The 22,669-nt window shown below is 61.5% G+C and carries 19 protein-coding genes and 1 tRNA gene; 6 read left to right on the top strand and 14 right to left on the bottom strand.

The genetic code is table 11. From position 1 onward, the window contains the following. Positions 1 to 12 precede the first annotated feature (12 nt). Positions 13 to 1,422, bottom strand: coding sequence for an adenosylhomocysteinase (ahcY, locus tag ACI3KQ_RS07200; RefSeq protein WP_404956144.1), 1,410 nt, complete (start codon positions 1,420 to 1,422; stop codon positions 13 to 15). 165 nt (positions 1,423 to 1,587) lie between these two features. Continuing rightward, positions 1,588 to 2,148 carry a YqgE/AlgH family protein gene (locus ACI3KQ_RS07195; RefSeq protein WP_404956142.1) on the bottom strand — a complete coding sequence of 187 codons (561 nt, stop codon included), beginning with the start codon at positions 2,146 to 2,148 and terminating at the stop codon, positions 1,588 to 1,590. A 153-nt stretch (positions 2,149 to 2,301) separates the two neighbouring features. Between ACI3KQ_RS07195 and ACI3KQ_RS07190 the strand changes: the two genes are divergently transcribed. Next, on the top strand, positions 2,302 to 3,756 hold the full coding sequence (locus tag ACI3KQ_RS07190; RefSeq protein ID WP_404956140.1) for an AMP nucleosidase: 1,455 nt from the start codon (positions 2,302 to 2,304) through the stop codon (positions 3,754 to 3,756). A gap of 7 nt (positions 3,757 to 3,763) precedes the next feature. On the opposite strand, the gene ACI3KQ_RS07185 is transcribed toward ACI3KQ_RS07190, so the two are convergent. The 5 genes from ACI3KQ_RS07185 to ACI3KQ_RS07165 all read right to left on the bottom strand — a co-directional run bounded on the left by ACI3KQ_RS07185 (position 3,764) and on the right by ACI3KQ_RS07165 (position 8,793). Then, positions 3,764 to 4,525 (bottom strand): alpha/beta fold hydrolase, encoded by a 762-nt coding sequence (locus ACI3KQ_RS07185; RefSeq protein WP_404956139.1) that lies wholly within the window; start codon positions 4,523 to 4,525, stop codon positions 3,764 to 3,766. Next, positions 4,522 to 5,217, bottom strand: a complete 696-nt coding sequence (locus ACI3KQ_RS07180) for a DUF2238 domain-containing protein (protein WP_404956137.1) — start codon at positions 5,215 to 5,217, stop codon at positions 4,522 to 4,524. The genes ACI3KQ_RS07185 and ACI3KQ_RS07180 overlap by 4 nt, the downstream gene beginning before the upstream one ends. Positions 5,218 to 5,226: 9 nt before the next feature. Further along, positions 5,227 to 6,252: an aspartate-semialdehyde dehydrogenase gene (locus ACI3KQ_RS07175; RefSeq protein WP_404956135.1), complete on the bottom strand. Its 1,026-nt coding sequence runs from the start codon at positions 6,250 to 6,252 to the stop codon at positions 5,227 to 5,229. A 116-nt stretch (positions 6,253 to 6,368) separates the two neighbouring features. After that, positions 6,369 to 8,597: a DPP IV N-terminal domain-containing protein gene (locus ACI3KQ_RS07170; protein ID WP_404956198.1), complete on the bottom strand. Its 2,229-nt coding sequence runs from the start codon at positions 8,595 to 8,597 to the stop codon at positions 6,369 to 6,371. A gap of 121 nt (positions 8,598 to 8,718) precedes the next feature. Then, positions 8,719 to 8,793, bottom strand: a tRNA-Val gene (locus ACI3KQ_RS07165). Positions 8,794 to 8,948: 155 nt separating this feature from the next. On the opposite strand from ACI3KQ_RS07165, the gene ACI3KQ_RS07160 reads away from it, so the two are divergent. After that, entirely contained in the window at positions 8,949 to 9,077 is a 129-nt protein-coding gene (locus ACI3KQ_RS07160) for an entericidin A/B family lipoprotein (RefSeq protein WP_167303222.1), read from the top strand. A gap of 31 nt (positions 9,078 to 9,108) precedes the next feature. Here ACI3KQ_RS07160 and ACI3KQ_RS07155 read toward each other — a convergent pair whose 3' ends face one another. Then, positions 9,109 to 9,297 carry a hypothetical protein gene (locus tag ACI3KQ_RS07155; protein WP_404956134.1) on the bottom strand — a complete coding sequence of 63 codons (189 nt, stop codon included), beginning with the start codon at positions 9,295 to 9,297 and terminating at the stop codon, positions 9,109 to 9,111. A 170-nt stretch (positions 9,298 to 9,467) separates the two neighbouring features. On the opposite strand from ACI3KQ_RS07155, the gene hslV reads away from it, so the two are divergent. Together hslV and hslU are read left to right on the top strand one after the other, a co-directional pair. Further along, the gene (gene hslV / locus ACI3KQ_RS07150; RefSeq protein WP_404956132.1) at positions 9,468 to 10,034 is read left to right on the top strand and encodes an ATP-dependent protease subunit HslV; all 567 of its coding nucleotides are present in this window, start codon (positions 9,468 to 9,470) and stop codon (positions 10,032 to 10,034) included. A gap of 81 nt (positions 10,035 to 10,115) precedes the next feature. Beyond that, the gene (gene hslU / locus ACI3KQ_RS07145) at positions 10,116 to 11,417 is read left to right on the top strand and encodes an ATP-dependent protease ATPase subunit HslU (RefSeq protein WP_404956131.1); all 1,302 of its coding nucleotides are present in this window, start codon (positions 10,116 to 10,118) and stop codon (positions 11,415 to 11,417) included. 183 nt (positions 11,418 to 11,600) lie between these two features. Here the strand turns inward: hslU and proS are convergent, their stop codons facing one another. Both proS and phaR read right to left on the bottom strand, forming a co-directional pair. After that, the gene (gene proS, locus ACI3KQ_RS07140) at positions 11,601 to 13,127 is read right to left on the bottom strand and encodes a proline--tRNA ligase (protein ID WP_404956129.1); all 1,527 of its coding nucleotides are present in this window, start codon (positions 13,125 to 13,127) and stop codon (positions 11,601 to 11,603) included. 82 nt (positions 13,128 to 13,209) lie between these two features. After that, the gene (gene phaR, locus ACI3KQ_RS07135) at positions 13,210 to 13,800 is read right to left on the bottom strand and encodes a polyhydroxyalkanoate synthesis repressor PhaR (protein ID WP_404956128.1); all 591 of its coding nucleotides are present in this window, start codon (positions 13,798 to 13,800) and stop codon (positions 13,210 to 13,212) included. Here phaR and ACI3KQ_RS07130 point away from each other — a divergent pair. Beyond that, a complete protein-coding gene (locus ACI3KQ_RS07130) occupies positions 13,799 to 14,887 on the top strand; it encodes an alpha/beta hydrolase (protein ID WP_404956126.1) in 1,089 nt (362 codons plus the stop codon). The two genes, phaR and ACI3KQ_RS07130, sit on opposite strands and share 2 nt — an antisense overlap. A 45-nt stretch (positions 14,888 to 14,932) precedes the next feature. Further along, positions 14,933 to 16,105, top strand: a complete 1,173-nt coding sequence (locus ACI3KQ_RS07125) for an acetyl-CoA C-acetyltransferase (RefSeq protein WP_404956125.1) — start codon at positions 14,933 to 14,935, stop codon at positions 16,103 to 16,105. Positions 16,106 to 16,175: 70 nt separating this feature from the next. Here ACI3KQ_RS07125 and alr read toward each other — a convergent pair whose 3' ends face one another. The 4 genes from alr to scpA form a co-directional block, all read right to left on the bottom strand. Beyond that, complete coding sequence (gene alr / locus ACI3KQ_RS07120; protein WP_404956123.1) at positions 16,176 to 17,222, bottom strand: alanine racemase; 1,047 nt, start codon at positions 17,220 to 17,222, stop codon at positions 16,176 to 16,178. A gap of 122 nt (positions 17,223 to 17,344) precedes the next feature. Beyond that, positions 17,345 to 19,330, bottom strand: a complete 1,986-nt coding sequence (locus tag ACI3KQ_RS07115) for an acetyl-CoA carboxylase biotin carboxylase subunit (RefSeq protein WP_404956121.1) — start codon at positions 19,328 to 19,330, stop codon at positions 17,345 to 17,347. A gap of 170 nt (positions 19,331 to 19,500) precedes the next feature. Then, entirely contained in the window at positions 19,501 to 20,502 is a 1,002-nt protein-coding gene (bioB, locus tag ACI3KQ_RS07110) for a biotin synthase BioB (RefSeq protein ID WP_404956120.1), read from the bottom strand. Continuing rightward, positions 20,499 to 22,652 carry a methylmalonyl-CoA mutase gene (gene scpA, locus ACI3KQ_RS07105; RefSeq protein WP_404956118.1) on the bottom strand — a complete coding sequence of 718 codons (2,154 nt, stop codon included), beginning with the start codon at positions 22,650 to 22,652 and terminating at the stop codon, positions 20,499 to 20,501. Before scpA ends, bioB begins: the two co-directional genes overlap by 4 nt. Positions 22,653 to 22,669 lie beyond the last annotated feature (17 nt).

Raw genomic sequence — 22,669 nt, 5'->3', positions numbered from 1 at the left:
CTTCGCATCCGATCAGTAGCGGTAATGATCCGGCTTGAACGGCCCTTCCGGCGTCACGCCGATATAGGCGGCCTGCTTGGGCGTCAGCTTCGAAAGCTTCACGCCCAGCTTTTCGAGGTGAAGCGCCGCGACCTTTTCATCCAGATGCTTTGGCAGGACGTAGACGTCGTTTTTGTAGGTGTCCGACTTGGTCCACAGTTCGATCTGCGCCAGCACCTGGTTGGTGAAGCTGGACGACATGACGAAGCTGGGGTGACCGGTCGCGCAGCCCAGGTTCACCAGGCGGCCCTTGGCAAGGACGATGATCTTCTTGCCATCGGGGAACTGCACTTCGTCCACCTGCGGCTTGATTTCGGTCCACTGCATGTTGTTGAGACCGGCAATCTCGATCTCACTGTCGAAATGGCCGATGTTGCAGACGATCGCCATATTCTTCATCGCGCGCATGTGATCGACCGTGATGACGGCTTCATTGCCGGTCGCGGTGACGAAGATGTCGGCGCGGGTCGCCGCTTCTTCCATCGTCACGACTTCATAGCCTTCCATCGCGGCCTGAAGCGCGCAGATGGGATCGACTTCGGTCACCAGCACGCGCGCGCCGCCGTTGCGGAGCGATGCCGCCGAACCCTTGCCAACGTCACCGAAGCCAGCGACGCAGGCGACCTTGCCGGCCAGCATGACGTCGGTGGCGCGGCGGATGGCGTCGACCAGCGATTCCTTGCAGCCATAGAGATTGTCGAACTTCGACTTGGTGACGCTGTCGTTGACGTTGATCGCCGGGAAGGGGAGCTTGCCCTTCTTCGCCAGCTCATACAGGCGGTGAACGCCGGTGGTCGTTTCTTCCGAAACGCCCTTGATGGCGGCGACCGTCTTGGTCAGGTAGCCCGGACGATCGGCCAGGAAGCGCTTGAGCGTGGCGACGAAGATTTCCTCTTCCTCATTACCGGGCGTGAACAGCTCTTCGCCTGCTTCGACGCGCGCGCCCCACAGGGCGAACATGGTGGCGTCGCCGCCATCATCCAGAATCATGTTGCAGGGCGTATCACCCCAGTCAAAGATGCGGATGACATAGTCCCAATATTCCTCCAGCGTCTCGCCCTTGACGGCGAAGACGGGAATCCCGCTGGCAGCGATGGCGGCAGCGGCGTGGTCCTGGGTCGAGAAGATGTTGCACGAGGCCCAACGGATTTCCGCGCCCAGTTCAGCCAGCGTCTCGATGAGAACGGCGGTCTGGATCGTCATGTGCAGCGACCCGGTGATGCGTGCGCCCTTCAGCGGCTTCGACGCGCCGAATTCCTGGCGAAGCGCCATGAGGCCGGGCATTTCGGTTTCGGCGATCTCGATTTCCTTGCGGCCAAAAGCGGCAAGGTTGATATCTGCGATCACATAGTCCTGCGCCTGGGTGGCGGGTGCGGTGGCCACGAGCCTGTCTCCATCGATCTAGAATGTGCCATGTCCGCTCGAACCAGACGAGACGGCGGCGATGGTCGGCGCTTTACCAACCGCCAACGATAATGGCAACGTCGATATAAAGATTTCTTTATGTGCGGATTGCGCGGGCGGTCAATTCGGATATCCCGCGCGCATTCAGGCAGAGCCTGCGCCACTGACCAGATGGGACGCATCGACCCCTGCGGCGGCATAGGCCGCGGCCCATTTCCGTTCCGGCGGCACGTCGAACAATATGTCGGCATGGCAGTCCACGGGGAACCAGCTTTCCCCGGTCATTTCCTGGTCCAGCTGACCCGCGCCCCAGCCCACATAGCCCAGCGCGACGATGTAGCGGCTCGGCCCGCGTCCTTCGGCAATGGCTTTCAATATCTCCAGCGATCCCGACAGCCCCCAGTCGGGACCTACCTGAACCATATCCTGTTCCTGCCAGTCGAGCGAGTGGAGCACGAACCCCCGCCGCGGCTCCACCGGCCCCCCTCTCACGACCGGGGTGTCCGGGACGTTGGCGGGGTCGATGTCGAAACTTTCGAGCAGGTCGTGCAGGCCCACGCCGTCAATTTCATCGCTGACTGCGATGCCCAGTGCGCCATTTTCATCATGCACGCACACCGCCACGACGGAATGATCAAAGCGTGTATCCTCCATACCTGGCAGGGCGAGAAGGAACTGACCGACATAGGAACGAGGCTGGTTCATGACATGAATATACGCCCCTTCGCGCCGTTGCCAATGGCAGGTTGTCGCCGGGATGAGGCAGAGCGGCACGTTCCGCCTATTTCGACAGGAAGATCGCGCCAGAACAGAGGCGGGCGTCTTTCTTCCTTCATCTATCTACGGTAGCAAGGATCGATGACGAAAAGCATCGGCAGCGCGGTGGTCGCGCAACTTGAGCAGATATATCAGGCGTCCATCGGAAATCTGCGCGACGCGATGCAGGCCTACGCCCAGGATGGCAGCCTGCCCCCGGCAGAAGCCCGGCAGGACGGTCGGTTCTGCTATCCCGAACTGCGCATCACCCATAAGGCCGAAACGGATGCGCCGCCGCCCGGTCGGTCCTTTGCCCGTCTTTCAAAGCCGGGGCGTTATGTGACCACGGTCACGCGCCCGGCCATGTTCGCCGACTATCTGGCCGAACAGCTTGACCTGCTGGTCCGCGATTATGGTGTGGAGATCGAAACGGCGATCAGCGACCAGCTTATCCCCTTCCCCTATGTTCTCGACGGGTTGGACATTACCGCGCTGGACGGGATACCCCCCACGGAACTCGCGCGCCATTTTCCGGCAACCGAACTGGCGGAGATCGGGGACGAGATCGCCGATGGGCTGTTCATGCCCGACGCGGATGGCCAGCGACCGCTCGCCCTGTTCGATGGTCTGCGCACCGATTTTTCCCTGGCGCGGCTCAAACATTATACCGGCACGCCTGCGGAGGATGTTCAGCGCTACATCCTGTTCACCAACTATCATCGCTATGTCGACGAATTCGTGCATTGGGCGTGCGAGCAATTGCAGCGGGACGACAGACCCTACACTGCCCTTTCTGGCGCCGGGGGCGTCTATGTTACGCGGGAAACAGCCGACCCGGCGCGCATGATCGCCGATAGCGCCTGGCGCAAGCATCAGATGCCGGCCTATCACCTGATCGCGCCCAACCGTAACGGCATCACGCTGGTCAACATCGGCGTCGGTCCCGCCAATGCAAAGACGATCTGCGACCATCTGGCCGTGTTGCGCCCCGAAGCATGGCTGATGATCGGGCATTGCGGTGGCCTGAGGCCCAGCCAGCGAATTGGTGACTATGTCCTTGCCCACGCCTATCTGCGCGATGACAAGGTGCTGGACGCGATGCTGCCACCGGAAATTCCAGTGCCCGCCATTGCGGAAGTCCAGGTCGCCTTTGCCAAAGCGGCACAGGCGGTGCTGGGGGGAAGCGGCGAGGAAGATTTCAAGCGCCGTTTACGCACCGGAACCGTCGTCACCACCGACGACCGCAATTGGGAACTGCGTTATTCCAGCTCCGCCCTGCGCTTCAGCCTGTCGCGCGCCGTCGGGATCGACATGGAGTCGGCCACCATCGCCGCGCAGGGCTATCGGTTCCGCGTGCCTTATGGAACGCTGCTGTGCGTGTCGGACAAGCCGATCCATGGCGAGCTGAAACTGCCGGGACAGGCCAACCGCTTTTATGAGGAGGCGATCGCCGGGCATCTGCGCGTCGGATTGATGACGTGCGAACTGCTGCAGCAGGAAGGGCCGAAGCTGCACAGCCGGAAATTGCGCGCGTTCAACGAGCCGCCCTTCCGTTAAGCCCCTCTCAATTGGTGAGGAAGTCCACCATCGCCTGCCCCAACTCCTTGCGGGTGACGGCGTTCATGTGGTTGCCGGGAATTTCGACATATTGGCCGTTTGGCAGAATGTCGGCCAGTTCCTGCGCGACGCCATTGTCCTGATCGTCAGCGCCGCAGATAATGGCCGTCGGCTGACCAAAGCTGCCGATGGTCTTAGCTGGCGTATCCACAAAAGTGTTCAGGATATGGAGCATGGCGACGGGATCACCCTTGGTCGTTTTCAGGAAGGCTTCCGTCATCCATTCCGACGTGCCGCGTTCGAAACTCCCCAAATTGGTCAGGACGTTGCGATAATAGCCGCCCTTGTCCAGCGTGTGGACCAGCCCGCGCAATCCCATGCCCGCCAGGATCACGCGGCGTGGCGTTGCGCCACGGGCGAGCATGCGTACCGTCGTGCGCGCGCCCAATGAATATCCGCCCAGGTCATAATCCTTGAGGCCCAGCTGATCGATCAGTGCCAGTCCGTCATCCGTCAGTGCGTCCGGCGGATAGGCAGCGGCGTCATGAGGTTTCCCACTTTCGCCATGCCCGCGAAGGTCGGGCAGGATCAGGCGGAACCCCGCCTCGACCAGCTTCGCCGCATGTCCGTAACGCACCCAGTTGGTGGCGGCGTTGGAAAAATAACCATGGATCAGCACCAGGTCCCGCCCCTCACCCGCGATATGCACGGCTATGGGCAGCCCCCCCAGCCCTTCAATTTCATGCTTTTCAAATTGCAGGTCGGTCATAGGCTGGGGTCCCTTGGCTGGTCCGCGTCCGATATGGATTCGCCCCCGGCTTGTCGAGGCCCGGACGCACCCGGTAAGAACAAGGCAATCGCCGCGCCGATCTGTGCTGCTGCCAGGTCCTTCTGCGGGTCCCAGACATCGCCTTGCTGGCCATTATACCAGTCGGCGGTTTCCCCGGCGGCGAGCAGGGTCAGCAGCCATTCGAATATTTCGTAAAGCGCGCCGATGAAACCCACGGCCATGAAGGCGAAGCACAGGCTCCAGCGAGGGCGCACGCCCCCATAGCGGCGCACGATCTGCGCGAACGGGGCCGTCATCAACAGTCCAAAGGCGAAATGGACGAACCGGTCATAGCCGTTGCGCCGCCAGCCCAGACTGGTGGAAATATCATGCCCGCTGATGGCGCGCGCCCAATCGTCGTAAGGCACGTAGGAATAGATGTAGCGCCCACCCAATGTGTGCAGCAGCAGGAACAGCAATATATAGGCGACCGCACCGTTGGACAGCGGCCAGCGACGGAGCAGCCGCGGCGCGACGAGCGCCAGGACGAATGTCGGTCCATGCTGCAACGGGGCCAGTTCCGGGAATGGCTGGTCGATGTTCGCCGCGCCAATGGCGACGACCAGCAACAGGATCATCCGGCGCTGCGCGACTGGAACCGATTTCCAGACAGCGACAGCGCCGGAGATCATCGAAAGGACTTAGCCCTTCTTGAGGTGACGGCGGCCCAGCAGCTCTGCGATCTGCACCGCGTTGAGCGCCGCGCCCTTGCGCAGGTTGTCGCTGACGCACCAAAGCGACAGGCCGTTGTCGACCGTTGAATCTTCACGCACGCGGCTGATGAAGGTGGCGTAATCCCCGACGCATTCGACCGGCGTGACGTAGCCACCGTCCTCACGCTTGTCGACGAGCATCACGCCCGGCGCTTCGCGAAGGATGTCCTGTGCTTCCTTGGCCGAAATCTCGTTCTCGAACTCGATGTTCAGCGCTTCGGAATGGCCGACAAAGACCGGCACGCGAACGCAGGTTGCGGTCAGCTTGATCTTGGGATCGAGAATCTTCTTGGTTTCCGCGACCATCTTCCATTCTTCCTTGGTCGAACCATCGTCCAGGAAGACATCGATGTGCGGGATCACGTTGAAGGCGATCTGCTTGGTGAACTTCTTGGCCACGGCCGGATCGCCGACGAAGATGTTGCGCGATTGCTCGAACAGCTCATCCATGCCTTCCTTGCCCGCGCCCGACACCGATTGATATGTCGCGACGACGACACGCTTGATCTTCGCGGCGTCGTGCAGGGGCTTGAGGGCCACGACCATCTGCGCGGTCGAGCAGTTGGGGTTGGCGATGATATTCTTCTTCTTATAGCCGTCGATCGCGTCGGGGTTCACTTCCGGCACGATCAGCGGCACGTCCGGGTCCATGCGATAGAGCGAGCTGTTGTCGATCACGACACAGCCAGCCGCAGCCGCCTTGGGCGCATATTCAGCCGTCGGGCCAGAGCCTGCGGCGAACAATGCGATGTCCCAACCGGTGAAGTCGAAATGTTCGATATTCTTGCATTTGAGCGTCTTGCCGCTGTCACCGAAATCGATTTCGGTGCCGTGGGACCGGGGCGATGCAACCGCCGCGATCTCGTCAATCGGGAACTCGCGCTCGGCGAGAATGGTCAGCATTTCGCGGCCCACATTGCCCGTGGCACCAACGACGACGACCTTGTAACCCATGACTAAAGACTCCACTCCATGCAAAATTGCGCAAGGGCGCGCCATAGCGATGCAGCCGAAATTGTCCAGCATGAAGCGGCTTTGTCCCGACAAAGCGGCACTTTTGCGCATTCAAACTATTGGACCGGCGCTTGCTCCGCCGCCCCATGCCGGGCCAGGAAATCCTCAATCGTGCGCCATAGATGAACGCTGATGCCCGGCCCGCCCACGCGATGGGTTTGTCCGGGATAGACCATCATTTCGAACGGAACCGCAGCGGACTGCATCCTGGCGATCAACGCGGTCGCATTGTCGAACACGACATTGTCATCCGACATGCCGTGGATGACCAGCAACGGATCCTTGATCTTCACCGCCTCGTCCACCGCGCCCGATGCCGGATAAGCACTGGGCTTGTCCTGCGGCATGCCCAGATAGCGTTCGGTATAATGGGTATCATATAGCTCCCACCGAGTGACTGGCGCGCCGGCGACGGCTGCGGAAAACACGCCCGGCGCCTTTTCCAGCAGTTTGAGCGACAGATAACCGCCATAGGACCAGCCATAGGTCGCGATCCGCGCAGGATCGACATAGGGCTGCGATTTCAGCCACTCCACGCCCTTCAACTGATCCTCGACTTCGACAGTGCCCATGGCGCGATACAGATGATCTTCGAAAGCCTTGCCGCGATCAGGCGTGCCGCGATTATCGATGGCGAAGACGATCCAGCCGCGATCGACCAGATATTGATAGACGGGTGAGTTCCACTGATTGGTGACGACCCGTCCCGCGCCCGGCCCGCCATAATGGATCATGAACACGGGATAGCGCTTCCCCGGCTCAAGTGGCGGCGTCATGATGCGGGTGTACAGCGTCGACCCATCCGCCGCCTTCACCGTGCCGAAGCGTGTGGGAACATGGCTGGAAAGGTAAGGCGCATAGGGGTGATCGCCCGTGATCGCATTTTCGGACAGCCAGCGAACCCGCTTTCCATCCACGTCCGCAAGGTAAAGCTGCCTTGGCTGGTCACTATTGCTGCGAGCCACCACAAGGCGCGTCGCCGCCCCGTCCATCACCGCGTCGTTCCACCAGCCATTGCTGGTGAGCTGGCGAACGGGACCACGGCCATTGAGGGGCGCGGCATAGAGCTGTTGCTCCAGTGGCGTTTCCCGGTTGCCCGTGAAATAGGCGATGCCCCTATCCTCATCCACGCCGACCAGATCGCGGACTTCCCATTCGCCACTGGTAAGCGCGGTCCATCGCTGCCCCTGGACATGATAGAGATGGCCATGGCCGCTCTTTTCCGACCACCAGATAAAGCTGCCGTCGCCAAGGCTGTGGAAATTGTTGGACAGGTTGATCCAGCTCTTCGCCTTTTCCGTCAGCACGGTCCTGGCCTTGCCCGTCAGGGGATCGACCGCCAGCAGGTCCAGCGTCTTTTGATCCCGGCTCTGGCGCTGGACATAGAGCGTCCTGCCATCCTTCGACCAGTTCACGCGGGCCAGGTATATGTCGGCATCCTTGCCCAGGTCGACCTTTACCTGGCCGGACCCATCAGGCCTCATCACATACAGATCGACCAATGCGTTGGGCGAACCGGCAGCGGGATAGCGTTGCTGATAGACTCTGGTCCCTTCGCCGCCGATGGCGGTGCGGGTGACGATGCCGACCGGGCTTTCATCGACGCGGGCCACGGCGATCATCCGGTCGTCGGGTGACCACCAATAGCCGGTGCGGCGATCCATTTCCTCCTGCGCGACAAACTCTGCCACGCCCCAGCTGACCGTGTCGCTGGCGCCTTGCGTCAACTGCCGTTCCTGTCCGCCGACTGGCTGGACGAACAAGTTGCCGCCGCGCACGAACGACACAAAGCCGCCCTTGGGGCTGACAACGCCGTTCAGTTCCCCGTCGGACGTATGGGTCAGGCGGGTGACATTGCCATCCAGTCCCGCCAGGTACAGATCGCCATCCACCGGAACCAGGATCGACTTTCCGTCGGGCGACCAATCGTAACTGACGATCCCGGTGCTGCCCGCGACGGAACGGTCGCGTTCGCGCTGCATCTTTTCCGCTTCGGACAGATCGGCGCCGCTGCCCGTCTTTCGGGAATCGACGAGCATCCGTTCCGCGCCAGTCCTGCTGTCGATTGCCCAGAGGTCGAGCCGCTCCTTGTCATCCACGCGGGGCTTTAGCAGGGTGATAAGACTGCCATCGGGCGATATCTTCAGGGCACGGGGTTGAGGGCCGGACAAGTCAGGGCTCGCAAAAACGCGCTCCAAGGTCAGCGCTTCATCCGCATGCGCCGACATCGGGGTCAGCGCCAGCATCGCCCCCGCCGCAACGCCGCTCTTTATAGTCGCGGACATCGTCATCCTTTCGCCTTGGCCGCACGGCGGCAGCCCGAAATCCAGACGTGAAGGATTAACGCGGCGGGGATGAAAAGATCAATGCGGGGAAATTATATTTCCTGCCATGGCGGTCATGCCATGGTGGGCGCGACAGGGATTGAACCTGTGACCCCACCCGTGTGAAGGGTGTGCTCTACCGCTGAGCTACGCGCCCCCTGAAAGGAGGATGCGGCCATTGGCACCCGGCTTTGTTCCTGTCAAGCCCAGCTCTGTTTCTGTCAAAGTTCGACCGGGACCGCTGGCAAAAATGGCTTTGCTCGTCATTTATGCACTGTCTATAGAAGGCGCGTCCCACAGGAGCTTTCACCCATGCGTCAGACCATTGCCCTGCTGCTCGCAGGGTTGATCCTATCCTCAGTCACCGCCTGCAACATGGTGCAGGGCGCCGGTCGCGACATCGAATCGGTCGGTCGCGCGGGTAAAGACGCGATGCATTAAAGGCGCGGCTCAGCCCGCCCTGCTCATCATTTTATTGAAGCACAGGGTTTGACAACCCGGCGCTTCGTTCCAGGCGAACGCCGTCGCAGTCCGGTTCTCCACACTGGCACGGAGCGAGGGTATAGCGCGTGCCGCACATCACCAGCACGTCATGGTCAAAAGAATAGTTGGAGATCCCCGCCCGCTCGACCTTCTCCCTGGCTCTGGTCTTGAGAGACATATGCAACCTCTTTTCATTGCCCGGGCATGATCCGTTTCGCATCGCACAATGTCAATTAACCGGGGTTGGTTCCTGGATGGAATGTCATATTCCATCGGCCAAATGAAACGTCCTGGCGCGCTATCGCCTGACGCTTGCGCGGCGGCTCCTTCGCCACCATATGCCGCGCCATGAACGATCAACAATCGAGCAGCTTTCCCGTCTGGCACGGGACCACCATCATGTCGGTACGCAAAAATGGGAAAGTGATCGTCGCGGGCGACGGGCAGGTTTCCATGGGCCAGACCGTGATGAAGCCCAACGCGCGGAAGGTCCGCCGCCTGCATGACGGATCGGTCATCGGCGGATTCGCGGGCGCAACCGCCGATGCGTTCACCCTGTTTGAACGGCTGGAAGCGAAGCTGGAGCGGCATAATGGCCAGCTCATGCGCGCCGCCGTCGAACTGGCCAAGGATTGGCGCACGGACAAATATCTGCGCAATCTGGAAGCGATGATGATCGTCGCTGACAAGGATGTGACGTTGATCCTGACCGGCAATGGCGACGTGCTGGAACCGATCGGCGGGGTCGCGGCGATTGGGTCCGGCGGTAACTTCGCCCTGGCTGCCGCGCGCGCTCTTGTGGAATATGAGGAAGACGCCGAAACCCTGGCGCGCAAGGCGATGGCGGTGGCGGCGGACATCTGCGTCTACACCAACGACCAGCTGGTGGTCGAAGAATTGCCATCGGCATCCTGATCCCCGGTTGGGGCTGCGCCCCCGTTCTTCAAATAAAGCCATGCCCTTCGACAATCACAGGGCGAACGGATTTCCAGAGATATGAACGACAATCTGACCCCGAAAGCCATCGTCGCCGCGCTGGACGCGCACATCATCGGCCAGGCCGATGCAAAGCGCGCCGTCGCCGTTGCCCTGCGCAACCGCTGGCGACGCCTGCGCCTCTCGCCCGATTTGCGAGATGAGGTCACGCCAAAGAATATCCTGATGATCGGCCCCACGGGGTGCGGCAAGACCGAAATCAGTCGCCGTCTGGCCAAGCTGGCGGATGCGCCGTTCGTGAAGGTGGAAGCGACCAAATTCACCGAAGTCGGCTATGTGGGCCGCGACGTGGAACAGATTGTGCGCGATCTGGTCGAGGAAGCGGTCCGCCTGGAAAAGGATCGCCGTCGTGAGGCCGTGCGCGAAGCCGCGTCCGAAGCTGCCATGGGCCGCCTGCTCGACGCGCTCACCGGCAAGGAAGCGAGCGAGGCCACCCGCCTGTCCTTCCGCCAGCGGATCGAAGGCAACCAGATGAACGATGTCGAGGTGGAAGTGGAGGTCGCCGACAGCCCTTCCATGCCGATGGAAATTCCCGGCATGGGCGGTCAGGTCGGCATGATCAACCTGTCCGACATGATGTCCAAGGCGTTCGGCCAGACCCAGAAGAAGCGTCGCAAACTGCGCGTCGCCGAAGCATGGGACAAGCTGGTCGAGGAGGAGCAGGACAAGCGCCTGGATCAGGACGATGTCGCCCGCGTCGCCATCGCCAGCGCCGAACAGAATGGCATCGTGTTCCTGGACGAAATCGACAAGATCGCCGTCAGCGACGTGCGCGGCGGGTCCGTCAGCCGTGAAGGCGTGCAGCGCGACCTGCTGCCGCTGATCGAAGGGACGACGGTTTCGACCAAATATGGCCCGTTGAAGACCGACCATATCCTGTTCATCGCGTCAGGCGCATTTCATGTGGCAAAGCCTAGCGACCTGCTGCCAGAGCTTCAGGGGCGATTGCCGATCCGGGTGGAACTAAAGGCGCTGACCGAAGATGACTTCGTCGCGATCCTGTCCGACACGAAGGCGAGCCTGGTCGCGCAATATCGCGCATTGCTCGCGACCGAAGGCGTCACCATCGACCTGACACCCGAAGGCATCCGCGCCGTCGCCCGGATCGCCGCCGAGGTGAATGGGGAAGTGGAAAATATCGGCGCCCGGCGGCTTCAGACCGTGATGGAAAAGCTGCTGGAAGATGTCAGCTTCGACGCAGAGGATCGCGCAGGCGAAACTCTGGTCATCGACCCGGCCTATGTCGAAAAGCAGCTGGGCGACGTGGCGCGCAACACGGACCTTAGCAAATATGTGCTGTAGCTAAGACGGAGTGCGCTTAACCGGAATCACCTCGTTCGGGCTGAGTTTGTCGAAGTCCTTCTCTTTGCTTCCAACGCGAAGCACCTGGAGAAGTAGAGCCCTTCGACAAGCTCAGGGCGAACGAGAACAGTGATCACGATCCGGCGCTCGTTGCTCTAACAGTTCCCGTCCCGCGATCGAAATTCAGTACGAACGCCCAACCAGCACGCGTTCCACCGCCTTCTCACCTGTAAAGATGCATGCGCCATCGGCAGCTTCAGCATCGACCGGCACGTTACGCAGCGTCAGCTTTTCGCCCTTCAGCCATTCGATGACCTTGTCGAGCGCGGGGCCGGTCGGTTTTGCCCATTGCACCAGCGCCCAGCCCTGTTTCTTGCTGGCCGCGAAATAGGCTTTGAGCGCATCGAGTGACGTGATCGACCGATCGATGCTGCCATGCAGCCGTGCCTGAGCGTCGGCAAAAAGCGCCTGCTGGATTTCCTCCAGCATGGATGCAGCCTGACCGATAAAGGCGTCTTTCCCCACCACCTGGCTGTCGAGCTTGCCGTCCTCACGATACAGGCGGTCGCGCCGGATGACCGAGACATTGCCGCCAGCAACATCCCGACCACCCACTTCGATCACGATCGGCGCGCCCTTCTTCACCCAGCCCCAGCGCTTGTTCGCAGCCTTGGCCGGGCGTCGGTCGAGCAGCGCGCGCACGGGTTCGCGAAACACATCCTGCTGGTTGAGCGCGGTGACCAGATCGTGGCAATAGGCGATAATCGCCGCATCTTCGTCATTGTCGCGCAGCATCGGGACGACAACGATCTGATAGGGCGCCAGACGCGGCGGCACGCGCAATCCGTCATCATCGCCATGCACCATGATCAGACCCCCGATCATGCGGGTCGACATGCCCCAGCTGGTCGTCTGCGCAAGTTCCTGGGCGCCTTCGGCATTCTGGAACTTGATGTTCTGCGCAGATGAAAAGGTCGTGCCCAGGAAGTGGGACGTGCCTGCCTGCAACGCCTTGCCGTCCTGCATCATCGCTTCAATGGAATAGGTCGCCACCGCGCCAGGGAAGCGCTCATTCTCCGGCTTTTCGCCTGCGATGACAGGCATGGCCACGCATTCTTCGGCAAAGCTGCGATAGACTTCCAGCATCTTCATCGTCTCTTCCACCGCCTCTTCGACGCTGGAATGAGCGGTGTGCCCTTCCTGCCAGAGGAACTCGGCGGTGCGCAGGAACATGCGCGTGCGCATTTCCCAACGGACAACATTGGCCCACTGGTTGATCAGGACAGGGAGGTCGCGCCAGCTCTGCACCCAGCGGGAAAAGGCCGCGCCGATGACCGTTTCGGACGTGGGACGCACGACCAGCGGTTCTTCCAGCCTGGCGTCCGGGTCGGGCACCAGCTTGCCATCCTTCTGGATCAGACGGTGGTGTGTGACGACCGCCATTTCCTTGGCAAAGCCATCGACATGCTCCGCCTCTTTTTCAAAATAGGAAAGCGGGATGAAGAGCGGGAAATAGCAGTTTTCATGGCCGGTCGCCTTGATGCGATCGTCCAGCAGCTTTTGAATGCGTTCCCATATGCCATAGCCCCAGGGGCGAATGACCATGCACCCGCGCACGCCGCTTTCCTCCGCCATGTCGGCTTCGGAAATAACGGCCTGATACCAGGCGGCGAAATCCTGTTCGCGGGTAACGGAAAGGGCGTGCTTCAATGGGGACCGACCTTGATCTTCATTCTAAAGGATGGCGCGCCATAAGCGAAGCGCGCCGTCCCGTCGACCCCGAACGCGCGCCTCAGCTCAGCTTGTCGATCTTGGCGTTGAGAGCGGCGAGCTGTGCTTTCAACAGAGCGATCTCATCATCCTTGCTCTCTTCCGATGCCGTCGCTTCCGGGGTTGGCGCAGGGGCAGCGCCCGGAACGCCGGGCATGCCGGGCGCGTTTCCAAAGGCATTCGCCGCCGCTTCGAACATCTGCATGTTCCGCTTTGCAATCTCCGCCAGCGGACCACCGCCAAAAGCGCCTTTCATCGCCTCCTGAAACTGCATCTGGTTCTTGCGAAACGCGTCCATCGACGATTCCAGATATTGCGGCACCATCGACTGCATCGAATCGCCATACATGGAAATCAGCTGGCGCAGGAAATTTACCGGCAGCATGTTCGTGCCCCGCTGTTCTTCCTCCATGATGATTTGGGTCAGGACATTATGCGTAATATCTTCTCCGCTCTTCGCATCCACGACCACGAACTCGCGCCCCTCACGAGTCATTTGTGACAACAGATCGAGCGTGATGTAACTCGACGTTTCCGTGTTATAGAGCCGTCGGTTCGCATATTTCTTGATAATGACCGGATCTGATAGATTTGCGGTCTTGGTTTTGGCCATGGATTCCTCTCCCACACCTGTACTTTCCGCATTAGCACATAGCCTTGCCGCGCCGCAACATGGGCCGCGGCCATTGCCCCTGTTTCTCAGTATTTTATGGCGCGAAACCGAGGGGAGTCCCGAATTGAGACGTGCGGCGTTCCAGGGACTGCGCAAATATCAGGAGGCAGTCCGTCCTCCGCCTTCCCCTGCGCCGCCGCCTTTCGCAACTGCGGGGAGTGCCAGATTGCTGCGCTTTGGCCGGGATAATGGCCGTGCGCCGGTCGTTTTCGTGCCGTCACTGATCAATCCGCCGCAAGTGCTCAACCTGTCGAAGCAGCAGTCCATGCTGCGCCATATGGCCGCAGCAAAACATGACGCCTATCTGGTGGATTGGGGGCGTCCGGGGAAGGACGACAGGCTTCTGGGACTAGATGGGCACATCACCGAACGGTTGCTCCCCATGTTCGCCGCCCTGCCCCGCCCGCCTATCCTGGTTGGCTACTGCCTGGGCGGCAGCCTGGCGCTTGGCGCAGCGGCGGTCATGGAGGTGCGGGGCGTAGCGACCATTGCCGCGCCATGGCAGTTTGACGGCTTTCCCGCGGCCGACCGGGAGTTGATCGCTTCGCTTTGGAACAGCGCCAAGCCGACGTGCGAAAGGCTGGGTTATGTTCCGATGGAAGTCCTCCAATCGGGATTTTGGGCGCTCGACCCAGCACGCACAATTCAGAAATATGCCGCCTTTACCGCAATGGAGGCGGGTTCGGACGCTGAACATGCGTTTCTTGCCGTGGAAGATTGGGCCAATGGCGGCGCGCCGCTCAGCTTCGCCGCAGGCCAGGATTTGTTTGAAGGCTTCTATGGCGCGAACCAGCCCGGTCGCCTGGACTGGCGAGTCGGCGGCACGCGCGTGGACCCCGGCGCGCTTGCCTGCCCCACCCTTTCGATCCGGTCATCCACGGACCGAATCGTGCCTGCCAGCGCCGCTCCGGCTCTTGATGGCGGGTTCACGCTGGACCTTGGCCATGTGGGCATGATCGTGGGAAGCAAAGCACGCAACCTGTTGTGGGATCCCCTTTCCGAGTGGCTTTCCACCCATGGGGGATGATGATAAGGCGACCCCAAAATTGGATCATTAACAAGGATTGAGACTTTGTCAGACATCGTCATCACCGCCGCAAAGCGCACCGCTGTAGGTAGCTTCATGGGGGCCTTCGGCTCCACTCCCGCCCACGAACTGGGCCGGGTCGCCATCGTTGCGGCGCTCGCTCAGGCAGGTGTGTCGCCGGACGAAGTGGACGAAGTTCTTCTGGGCCAGATCCTGACCGCTGGCCAAGGTCAGAACCCCGCGCGTCAGGCGGCGGTGAACGCTGGCATTCCCGTTGAACGGACCGCCATGGGCCTTAATCAGTTGTGCGGTTCGGGCCTGCGTGCCGTCGCTCTTGCCGCGCAGGCGATCAAGGCTGGCGACGCGCGCATCATGGTTGCAGGCGGTCAGGAAAACATGTCGCTGGCCCCGCACGCCCAATATATGCGCGCCGGCGCGAAAATGGGGCCGATCACCCTGATCGACACAATGACGCATGATGGCCTGACCGACGCCTTCCACAATTATCATATGGGCGTGACCGCTGAAAATCTGGCGGAAAAATACCAGATCAGCCGCGAAGCGCAGGACCGTTTCGCTACCGGCAGCCAGAACAAGGCCGAAGCCGCCCGTGCATCTGGCCGGTTCAAAGATGAAATCGTGCCCGTCACGGTCAAGGGTCGCAAGGGCGACACCATCGTCGACGCGGACGAATATATTCGCGCCGGGGCCACCTATGACGCGATGCAGGCCCTGCGCCCGGCGTTCAAGAAGGATGGCACCGTGACGGCCGGCAATGCCAGCGGGATCAACGACGGGGCCGCTGCGCTGGTCGTGATGAGCGCGGAAGAAGCGGCCCGGCGCGGCGCGCCTGTGCTGGCGCGCATCGCCAGCTTCGCCACCTGCGGCGTCGATCCTGCCATCATGGGCATCGGTCCGGCCCCGGCTACGCGCAACGCGCTGGCGAAGGCTGGCTGGTCACTCGCCGACCTTGACCTTATCGAAGCCAATGAAGCGTTCGCGGCGCAGGCACTGGCGGTTGGTCAGGAACTGGGCTGGGACCCGGACAAGGTCAATGTGAACGGCGGGGCCATCGCCATCGGGCATCCTGTGGGCGCATCGGGCGCGCGCGTGCTGACCACCTTGCTTTATGAAATGCAGAAGCGCGACGCGAAAAAAGGCCTTGCGACCCTGTGCGTCGGCGGCGGCATGGGCGTATCCATGTGCGTTGAGCGCTGATCCTGCTATCTAAGCATAATGGGCCGCCGCTCTCACCCGTGGGATCGGCGGCCTTTCTTTTTCGCTCGGCCTAGCTCCAGACCCGGTCAAAGCGCGACCCAAGGCCCGTCAGCAACTCATATTGCGACAGGTTGGAAATAGCGGCGGCCTTCGGCAGCGCATAGTCGATTTCCATCCAGTCCCCCTCTGCGGCATGGGGCGATCCGCTCACATCCACGGCGATCAGGTCCATCGACACTCGCCCCACGACTGGCATGTCGGCCCCTTCAAATGACGCTCGTCCCCCCGCCGAAAAGCCGCGCAGATATCCATCCGCATAGCCAAGGTTCAGCACAGCGATCTCCATATCACGCCCGGCCAAGTGGGTGGCGTTGTAGCCGATCGTGTCACCAGCCAGCACGCGCCGCCTTTGCAATATCTGCGCCTGGGGAAATACGACCTGCGCGACAGCATCTTGCGCTTCGGGACGGGGGATGCCGCCATACAGCGCGAGGCCGGGCCGGGTGAGGTCGAATGCGTAACTGTCGCCCAAACATATGCCCGCACTATTGGCCAAGCTGTAGCGTGCGGCAGGAACATGCTCTTTCAGCGCCCTGAACCGGATCAATTGAGTGGCGGTCAGCGGCGTGTCATCGTCCGCCGAGGCGAGATGGCTGAGGAGTGTTTCCACATTCAGCCCCGCAGTCTGCGCTGCGACATCGGCCCGCCAATCGAGACCAAGCCGGTTCATCCCGGTATCGACCATCACATCGCATGAGCCGCCGCCTGCGGCTTTCCATCGCGCGATCTGGACCGGCGTGTTCAGCACGGGACGCGCCCGCGAACGTAGCGCCACGGGCATGTCCTCTTCCCGCACGCCGTGCAGCACCGACAGTGCGATGCCCTGTTCCAGCAGCGGTTCGACAATGGCCGCCTCTGCCCAGTTGGACACGAAAAAATCGCGACAGCCCGCTTTGACCAGGCGACGCATCACTTCCACGGCGCCTGCGCCATAGCCGTCCGCCTTGATTGCCGCGCCACAGGCAGCGGCTCCGCTGCGGCGTTTCAACCATGCCCAGTTGGATATGAGCGCATCGCCATCCAGACGGAGGCGCAACGGAGCAGTAAAAACGGTCATCGCGCCGCGATAGCCCTATCCATTCCGCCCGTCGAGCCATCCATTCTCGAACCAGCGGCAGGGCAAACAGCAACGCGGAAAGGCGTCTTCACTCTTCCGCGTTGCTGTTCGCTGCGTCGCGCTTATTCCAGTTCGAGGATGATTGCGTCCACCGGCAGGCTTTCGCCCTGCGCCGCCGACACGCTCTTCACCACGCCCGCTTTCTGCGCGCGTAGGATGTTTTCCATCTTCATGGCCTCGATCACCGCAAGCGGCTGGCCAGCCTCTACCTTGTCGCCTTCCTTGACGTTCAGGGCGACCAGCAGGCCAGGCATCGGACAGATCAGGAAGCGGGACAGGTCCGGCGGGATCTTTTCGATCATATGCTTGGCGTGTGGCGCGGCATGGGCAGGCAGGATGCGCAGCTTGTGGCTGGCGCCATGCGTCGTCAGTATGAATCCGGCGCGAACCGGCGCGATCTTGACTGCCAGATCTTCCTCGCCAAACTCCGCATCGATCAATCGGTCGCCGGGCGTATATTCCAGCGCCATGTCGATCGCTTCGCCATCGACGGTCACATCGTCACCATCGATGGAGACATCATGCACGACATCGCCGATCTTGACCTGCCAGCCCGTCGGTGCACGGAGCTTCTTCCCAAGCTGCCCGTCGATGCGGCGGGCGCGATCGGCCTGCGCCATCGCTGCAAAAGCGCCAATCGCGGCCAAGCGCTTCAGCAAGGTTTCGGACGCGGGCGCGCCGGTGAAACCCTCTGGATATTCCTCCGCGATGAAGCCGGTCGTGATATTGCCCGAACGGAAACGTTCATGCTGCATCAGCGCCGACACGAAATCGATATTGTGGCCCGGACCTTCAATTTCGAACTGGTCGAGCGCCGTGATCTGCTTGTCGATGGCTTCCAGGCGGGTCGGCGCCCAGGTAATCAGCTTGGCGATCATTGGGTCATAGAACATCGACACCTCGCCGCCTTCGACCACACCGTCGTCCACGCGGACGCCATTGCCGGTTTCAGGTGGATTGTAACGGATCAGGCGACCCGTCGATGGCAGGAAGCCCCGATAAGGATCTTCGGCATAGACGCGGTTTTCGATCGACCAGCCGTTGATCTTCACATCTTCCTGACGGAAGCTCAGTTCCTCGCCATTGGCGACACGGATCATCTGCTCGACCAGATCGACGCCGGTGATCTCTTCGGTCACCGGATGCTCGACCTGTAGCCGGGTGTTCATCTCCAGGAAGTAGAAGCCATCGCCGGTCTTGTCCTCACCCGACACGATCAGTTCGACCGTGCCCGCGCTGAAATAGCCGACCGCGCGCGCCAGAGCGACGCACTGCTCGCCCATTTTCTTGCGCATTTCCGGGGATACGAACGGCGAAGGCGCTTCCTCGACCACCTTCTGGTGGCGGCGCTGGATAGAGCATTCGCGTTCGTTCAGGTAGACGATGTTGCCATGCTGGTCGCCCAGCACCTGAATTTCGATATGGCGCGGGCTTTCGATGAACTTTTCGATGAACACGCGGTCATCGCCGAAGCTGTTCAGCCCCTCGCGTTTGGTCGCCTCAAAGCCTTCGCGGACGTCCTGTTCCGAATAAGCAAGGCGCATGCCCTTGCCGCCGCCGCCGGCCGACGCCTTCATCATCACCGGATAGCCGATCTCGTTTGAGATCTTCACAGCATGTTCGGTGTCCTCGATCACGCCGACATAGCCAGGGACGACATTGACGCCCGCTTCCATGGCAAGCTTCTTGGATTCGATCTTGTCGCCCATCGCGGCAATGGCGTTGGCGGGCGGGCCTACGAAGATGATGCCTTCTGCGTCCAGCGCCTTGCGGAAGCTCTCGCGCTCTGACAGGAAGCCGTAGCCGGGATGCACGGCGTCGGCGCCGGTATCCTTGCACGCCTGGATGATTTTCTCGGCGATCAAATAGGACTGCGCGGCGGGCGACGGGCCGATATGTACGGCTTCATCGGCCATCAGCACGTGGGGCGCACGGGAGTCCGCATCGGAATAGACCGCGACGGTCTTGATGCCCATCTTCCGCGCGGTGCGGATGACGCGGCACGCAATTTCGCCACGGTTCGCGATCAGGATCTTGGTGATTGCCATTATCTATCCTTGCCCCAGTCCTATTTGTTGCCCTTGCGGGCCGAGCTAATTCCAAGCTCACCTTTTCCGTCATGCCTGACTTGATCCGGCATCCCGCTGCCTCCTCACCACGTAGGTAAGAAGCGGGACCCCGGATCAAGTCCGGGGTGACGAGCAGGTGGGTGTGTCGGTTATTCAGCCGCCTCCAGATGCCCGTGCGGCTGCGCCATCATTGGCATCAGTCCGAGCTTCGAAAGCAGCGCGCTATCCTTGTCATCCCCGGCATTGGCCGCAGTCAGCAGTTTATCGCCGGTGAAGATGCTGTTCGCGCCCGCCATGAAGCAAAGCGCCTGACAGGCCTCGCTCATGCTTTCACGACCAGCGGAGAGACGCACCATCGATTGCGGCATGACGATCCGCGCCACGGCGACGGTACGCACGAACTCCACCTCATCGATCTTCGCGAGCGGCGTGTCCTTCAACATGTCGCCCAGCACGGTCCCGGCCACCGGCACCAGCGCATTAATCGGCACGCTTTCAGGATGCGGCATGGTGCCAAGCGCGTGGAGGAAACCGATGCGGTCGCTCCGCGTCTCGCCCATGCCGACGATCCCGCCGCAGCACACATTGATGCCCGCATCGCGCACATTTTCCAGTGTCTCAATCCGGTCCTCAAAGGTCCTGGTGGTGATGACGTTGGCGTAATTTTCCGGCGATGTGTCGATATTATGGTTGTAATAATCGAGCCCCGCGTCTGCGAGCTGCTTTGCCTGATCGGACGACAGCATGCCCAGCGTCATGCAGGTTTCCATGCCCATCTGGCGCACGCCCTTCACCATCTCGATGAGCTTGGGCATGTCCCGTTCCTTGGGGTTGCGCCACGCCGCGCCCATGCAGAAACGGCCCGAACCATGGTCCTTCGCCTGCGCCGCCGACTGAAGCACGGCCTGCACGTCCATCAGCTTGGTGGCCTTCAGGCCACTGTCCGCCTCGGTCGACTGGCTGCAATAGCCGCAATCTTCTGGGCAGCCACCGGTCTTGATCGACAGCAGGGTCGACAGCTGCACTTCATTGCGCGGATGGTTCGCGCGATGGATCGATTGCGCCTCAAACATCAGGTCGTTGAAGGGCAGGTCGAACAGCGCGGCGATCTCGTCGCGTGTCCAGTCGGTGCGGGGCGTAACTGTGGTCAAGCGGCTTCCTCCAGCCCCGCCGGGGGCATGTTGTGGCCGAGGAGGCGCAGCACGTCAGCGGCGCATTCCACGACATTGGAACCGGGTCCATAAATGCCCTGCACGCCCGCGTCACGGAGATAGTCATAATCCTGTGGCGGGATGACGCCGCCTGCGATCACCTTGATGTCGTTGCGGCCCTTTTCGCGCAACTGCCGGATGAGTTCGGGGATCAGCGTCTTGTGTCCCGCGGCAAGCGACGAAGCGCCCACTACGTCCACGCCGCTATCCAGCGCCAGCACGACCGTTTCCTCGGGCGTCTGGAACAGCGGGCCGGATACGATGTCAAAACCCATGTCCCCGAAAGCGGAAGCAATCACATTGGCGCCCCGGTCGTGGCCGTCCTGTCCCATCTTGGCGATGAGGAGTTTCGGTTTGCGACCGAGGCGCCGCTCGACGGCCTGCACGCCGTCAAGAACCTGTTTCCACCGGCTGTCGTGCGCATAGGGCTTGCCATAGACGCCCTTCACCGGCGTCGGCACTGTGCCGTAGCGATCGAAGCTGTCCTCCATCGCGGAGGAAATTTCGCCGAGCGTAGCACGCGCCCGCGCGGCTTCGACCGCATGGGCAAGGAGGTTGTTTTCGATCGATTGCGGGCCAGCGGCTGCTGCACGCAGGGATTCCAGCGCGGCCTGACAGGCGGCCTCGTCACGCTCGGCCTTGACCCGGTTGATGCGGGCGATCTGTGCTTCGCGGACCTTGCTGTTATCGACCTCCAGCGTCTCCAGCAGGTCTTCGTTGGCGAGGCGATATTTGTTGACGCCGACGATGACGTCCTCGCCCCGATCCACGCGAGCCTGACGAGCAGCGGCTGCGGTTTCGATCATCGCCTTGGGCCAGCCTGCGGCGACGGCCTTCGCCATGCCGCCTTCGGATTCCACACGGTCGATGATTTCCTGCGCCGCATCGACCAGTTGCTGGGTCAGCGCCTCGATATAGTAAGAGCCACCCAGCGGATCGACGACATTGCACATGCCGGTCTCTTCCTGGATGACGATCTGCGTGTTGCGCGCGATGCGGGCCGAAAAGTCGGTCGGCAGCGCGATCGCCTCGTCCAGCGCGTTGGTGTGCAGCGACTGGGTGCCGCCCAGCATTGCCGCCATCGCTTCGATGGTGGTGCGCATGACGTTGTTATAGGGATCCTGCTCGGTCAGCGACACACCCGACGTCTGGCAATGGGTGCGCAGCATCTTGCTACGCTCGTCCTTCGCGCCCAGCTGCGTCATGACGCGGTGCCATAATACGCGCGCGGCGCGCAGCTTCGCGATCTCCATGAAGAAATTCATGCCGATGGCGAAGAAGAAGCTCAAACGCCCCGCGAACTTGTCGATGTCGAGGCCGCTCGCCACGCCGTAACGGACATATTCAGCGCCGTCCGCAATGGTGAAGGCCAATTCCTGCACCTGCGTCGCCCCGGCTTCCTGCATATGGTAGCCGGAAATGGAGATGCTGTTGAACTTGGGCATCTCGCGCGAGGTGTAGCCGAAGATGTCTGAGATGATCCGCATCGATGGCTCGGGCGGATAGATATAGGTGTTGCGGACCATGAACTCCTTCAGAATGTCATTCTGAATGGTTCCGTCCAGCAGCTTGCGCTCGACCCCCTGCTCTTCACCGGCGACGATGAAGAAGGCGAGGATCGGGATCACCGCGCCGTTCATCGTCATGGAAACCGACATCTTGTCGAGCGGAATGCCGTCGAACAGGATCTTCATATCCTCGACACTGTCGATCGCCACGCCAGCCTTGCCGACGTCGCCGACGACGCGCGGATGGTCGCTGTCATAGCCGCGATGAGTGGCAAGGTCGAAAGCGACCGAAAGCCCCTTCTGCCCCGCCGCCAGGTTACGGCGGTAGAAGGCGTTGGATTCTTCGGCGGTCGAGAAACCCGCATATTGCCGGACGGTCCAGGGACGGCCCGCATACATGGATGCGCGCACGCCACGGGTGAAGGGCGCGAAGCCGGGCAGACCGGGATCGACGGTCACGTCCTCGGCGGTATAGAGCGGCTTGACGGTGATCCCTTCCGGGGTCTCCCAGTTCAAATCCTTGCCCTTCACTTCCTTGGCGGCGGCGGTGGCCCACTGATCCAGCGTCGGCTTCTCGGTCATTTGTCCCTACCCTTATT

Source organism: Sphingobium sp. ZW T5_29, from assembly GCF_044987515.1.
Classification (GTDB): domain Bacteria; phylum Pseudomonadota; class Alphaproteobacteria; order Sphingomonadales; family Sphingomonadaceae; genus Sphingobium.
This window is presented reverse-complemented; position numbering and strand designations above follow the sequence as displayed.

Excerpts from the sequence above, each read along its gene's own strand:
- ACI3KQ_RS07195 (WP_404956142.1), bottom strand. The coding sequence starts at position 2,148 with ATGAACCAGCCTCGTTCCTATGTCGGTCAGTTCCTTCTCGCCCTGCCA.
- ACI3KQ_RS07190 (WP_404956140.1), top strand. The coding sequence starts at position 2,302 with ATGACGAAAAGCATCGGCAGCGCGGTGGTCGCGCAACTTGAGCAGATA.
- ACI3KQ_RS07185 (WP_404956139.1), bottom strand. The coding sequence starts at position 4,525 with ATGACCGACCTGCAATTTGAAAAGCATGAAATTGAAGGGCTGGGGGGG.
- ACI3KQ_RS07180 (WP_404956137.1), bottom strand. The coding sequence starts at position 5,217 with ATGATCTCCGGCGCTGTCGCTGTCTGGAAATCGGTTCCAGTCGCGCAG.
- ACI3KQ_RS07175 (WP_404956135.1), bottom strand. The coding sequence starts at position 6,252 with ATGGGTTACAAGGTCGTCGTCGTTGGTGCCACGGGCAATGTGGGCCGC.
- ACI3KQ_RS07170 (WP_404956198.1), bottom strand. The coding sequence starts at position 8,597 with ATGTCCGCGACTATAAAGAGCGGCGTTGCGGCGGGGGCGATGCTGGCG.
- ACI3KQ_RS07160 (WP_167303222.1), top strand. The coding sequence starts at position 8,949 with ATGCGTCAGACCATTGCCCTGCTGCTCGCAGGGTTGATCCTATCCTCA.
- ACI3KQ_RS07155 (WP_404956134.1), bottom strand. The coding sequence starts at position 9,297 with ATGTCTCTCAAGACCAGAGCCAGGGAGAAGGTCGAGCGGGCGGGGATC.
- hslV (WP_404956132.1), top strand. The coding sequence starts at position 9,468 with ATGAACGATCAACAATCGAGCAGCTTTCCCGTCTGGCACGGGACCACC.
- hslU (WP_404956131.1), top strand. The coding sequence starts at position 10,116 with ATGAACGACAATCTGACCCCGAAAGCCATCGTCGCCGCGCTGGACGCG.
- ACI3KQ_RS07130 (WP_404956126.1), top strand. The coding sequence starts at position 13,799 with ATGGATTCCTCTCCCACACCTGTACTTTCCGCATTAGCACATAGCCTT.
- phaR (WP_404956128.1), bottom strand. The coding sequence starts at position 13,800 with ATGGCCAAAACCAAGACCGCAAATCTATCAGATCCGGTCATTATCAAG.
- alr (WP_404956123.1), bottom strand. The coding sequence starts at position 17,222 with ATGACCGTTTTTACTGCTCCGTTGCGCCTCCGTCTGGATGGCGATGCG.
- ACI3KQ_RS07115 (WP_404956121.1), bottom strand. The coding sequence starts at position 19,330 with ATGGCAATCACCAAGATCCTGATCGCGAACCGTGGCGAAATTGCGTGC.
- scpA (WP_404956118.1), bottom strand. The coding sequence starts at position 22,652 with ATGACCGAGAAGCCGACGCTGGATCAGTGGGCCACCGCCGCCGCCAAG.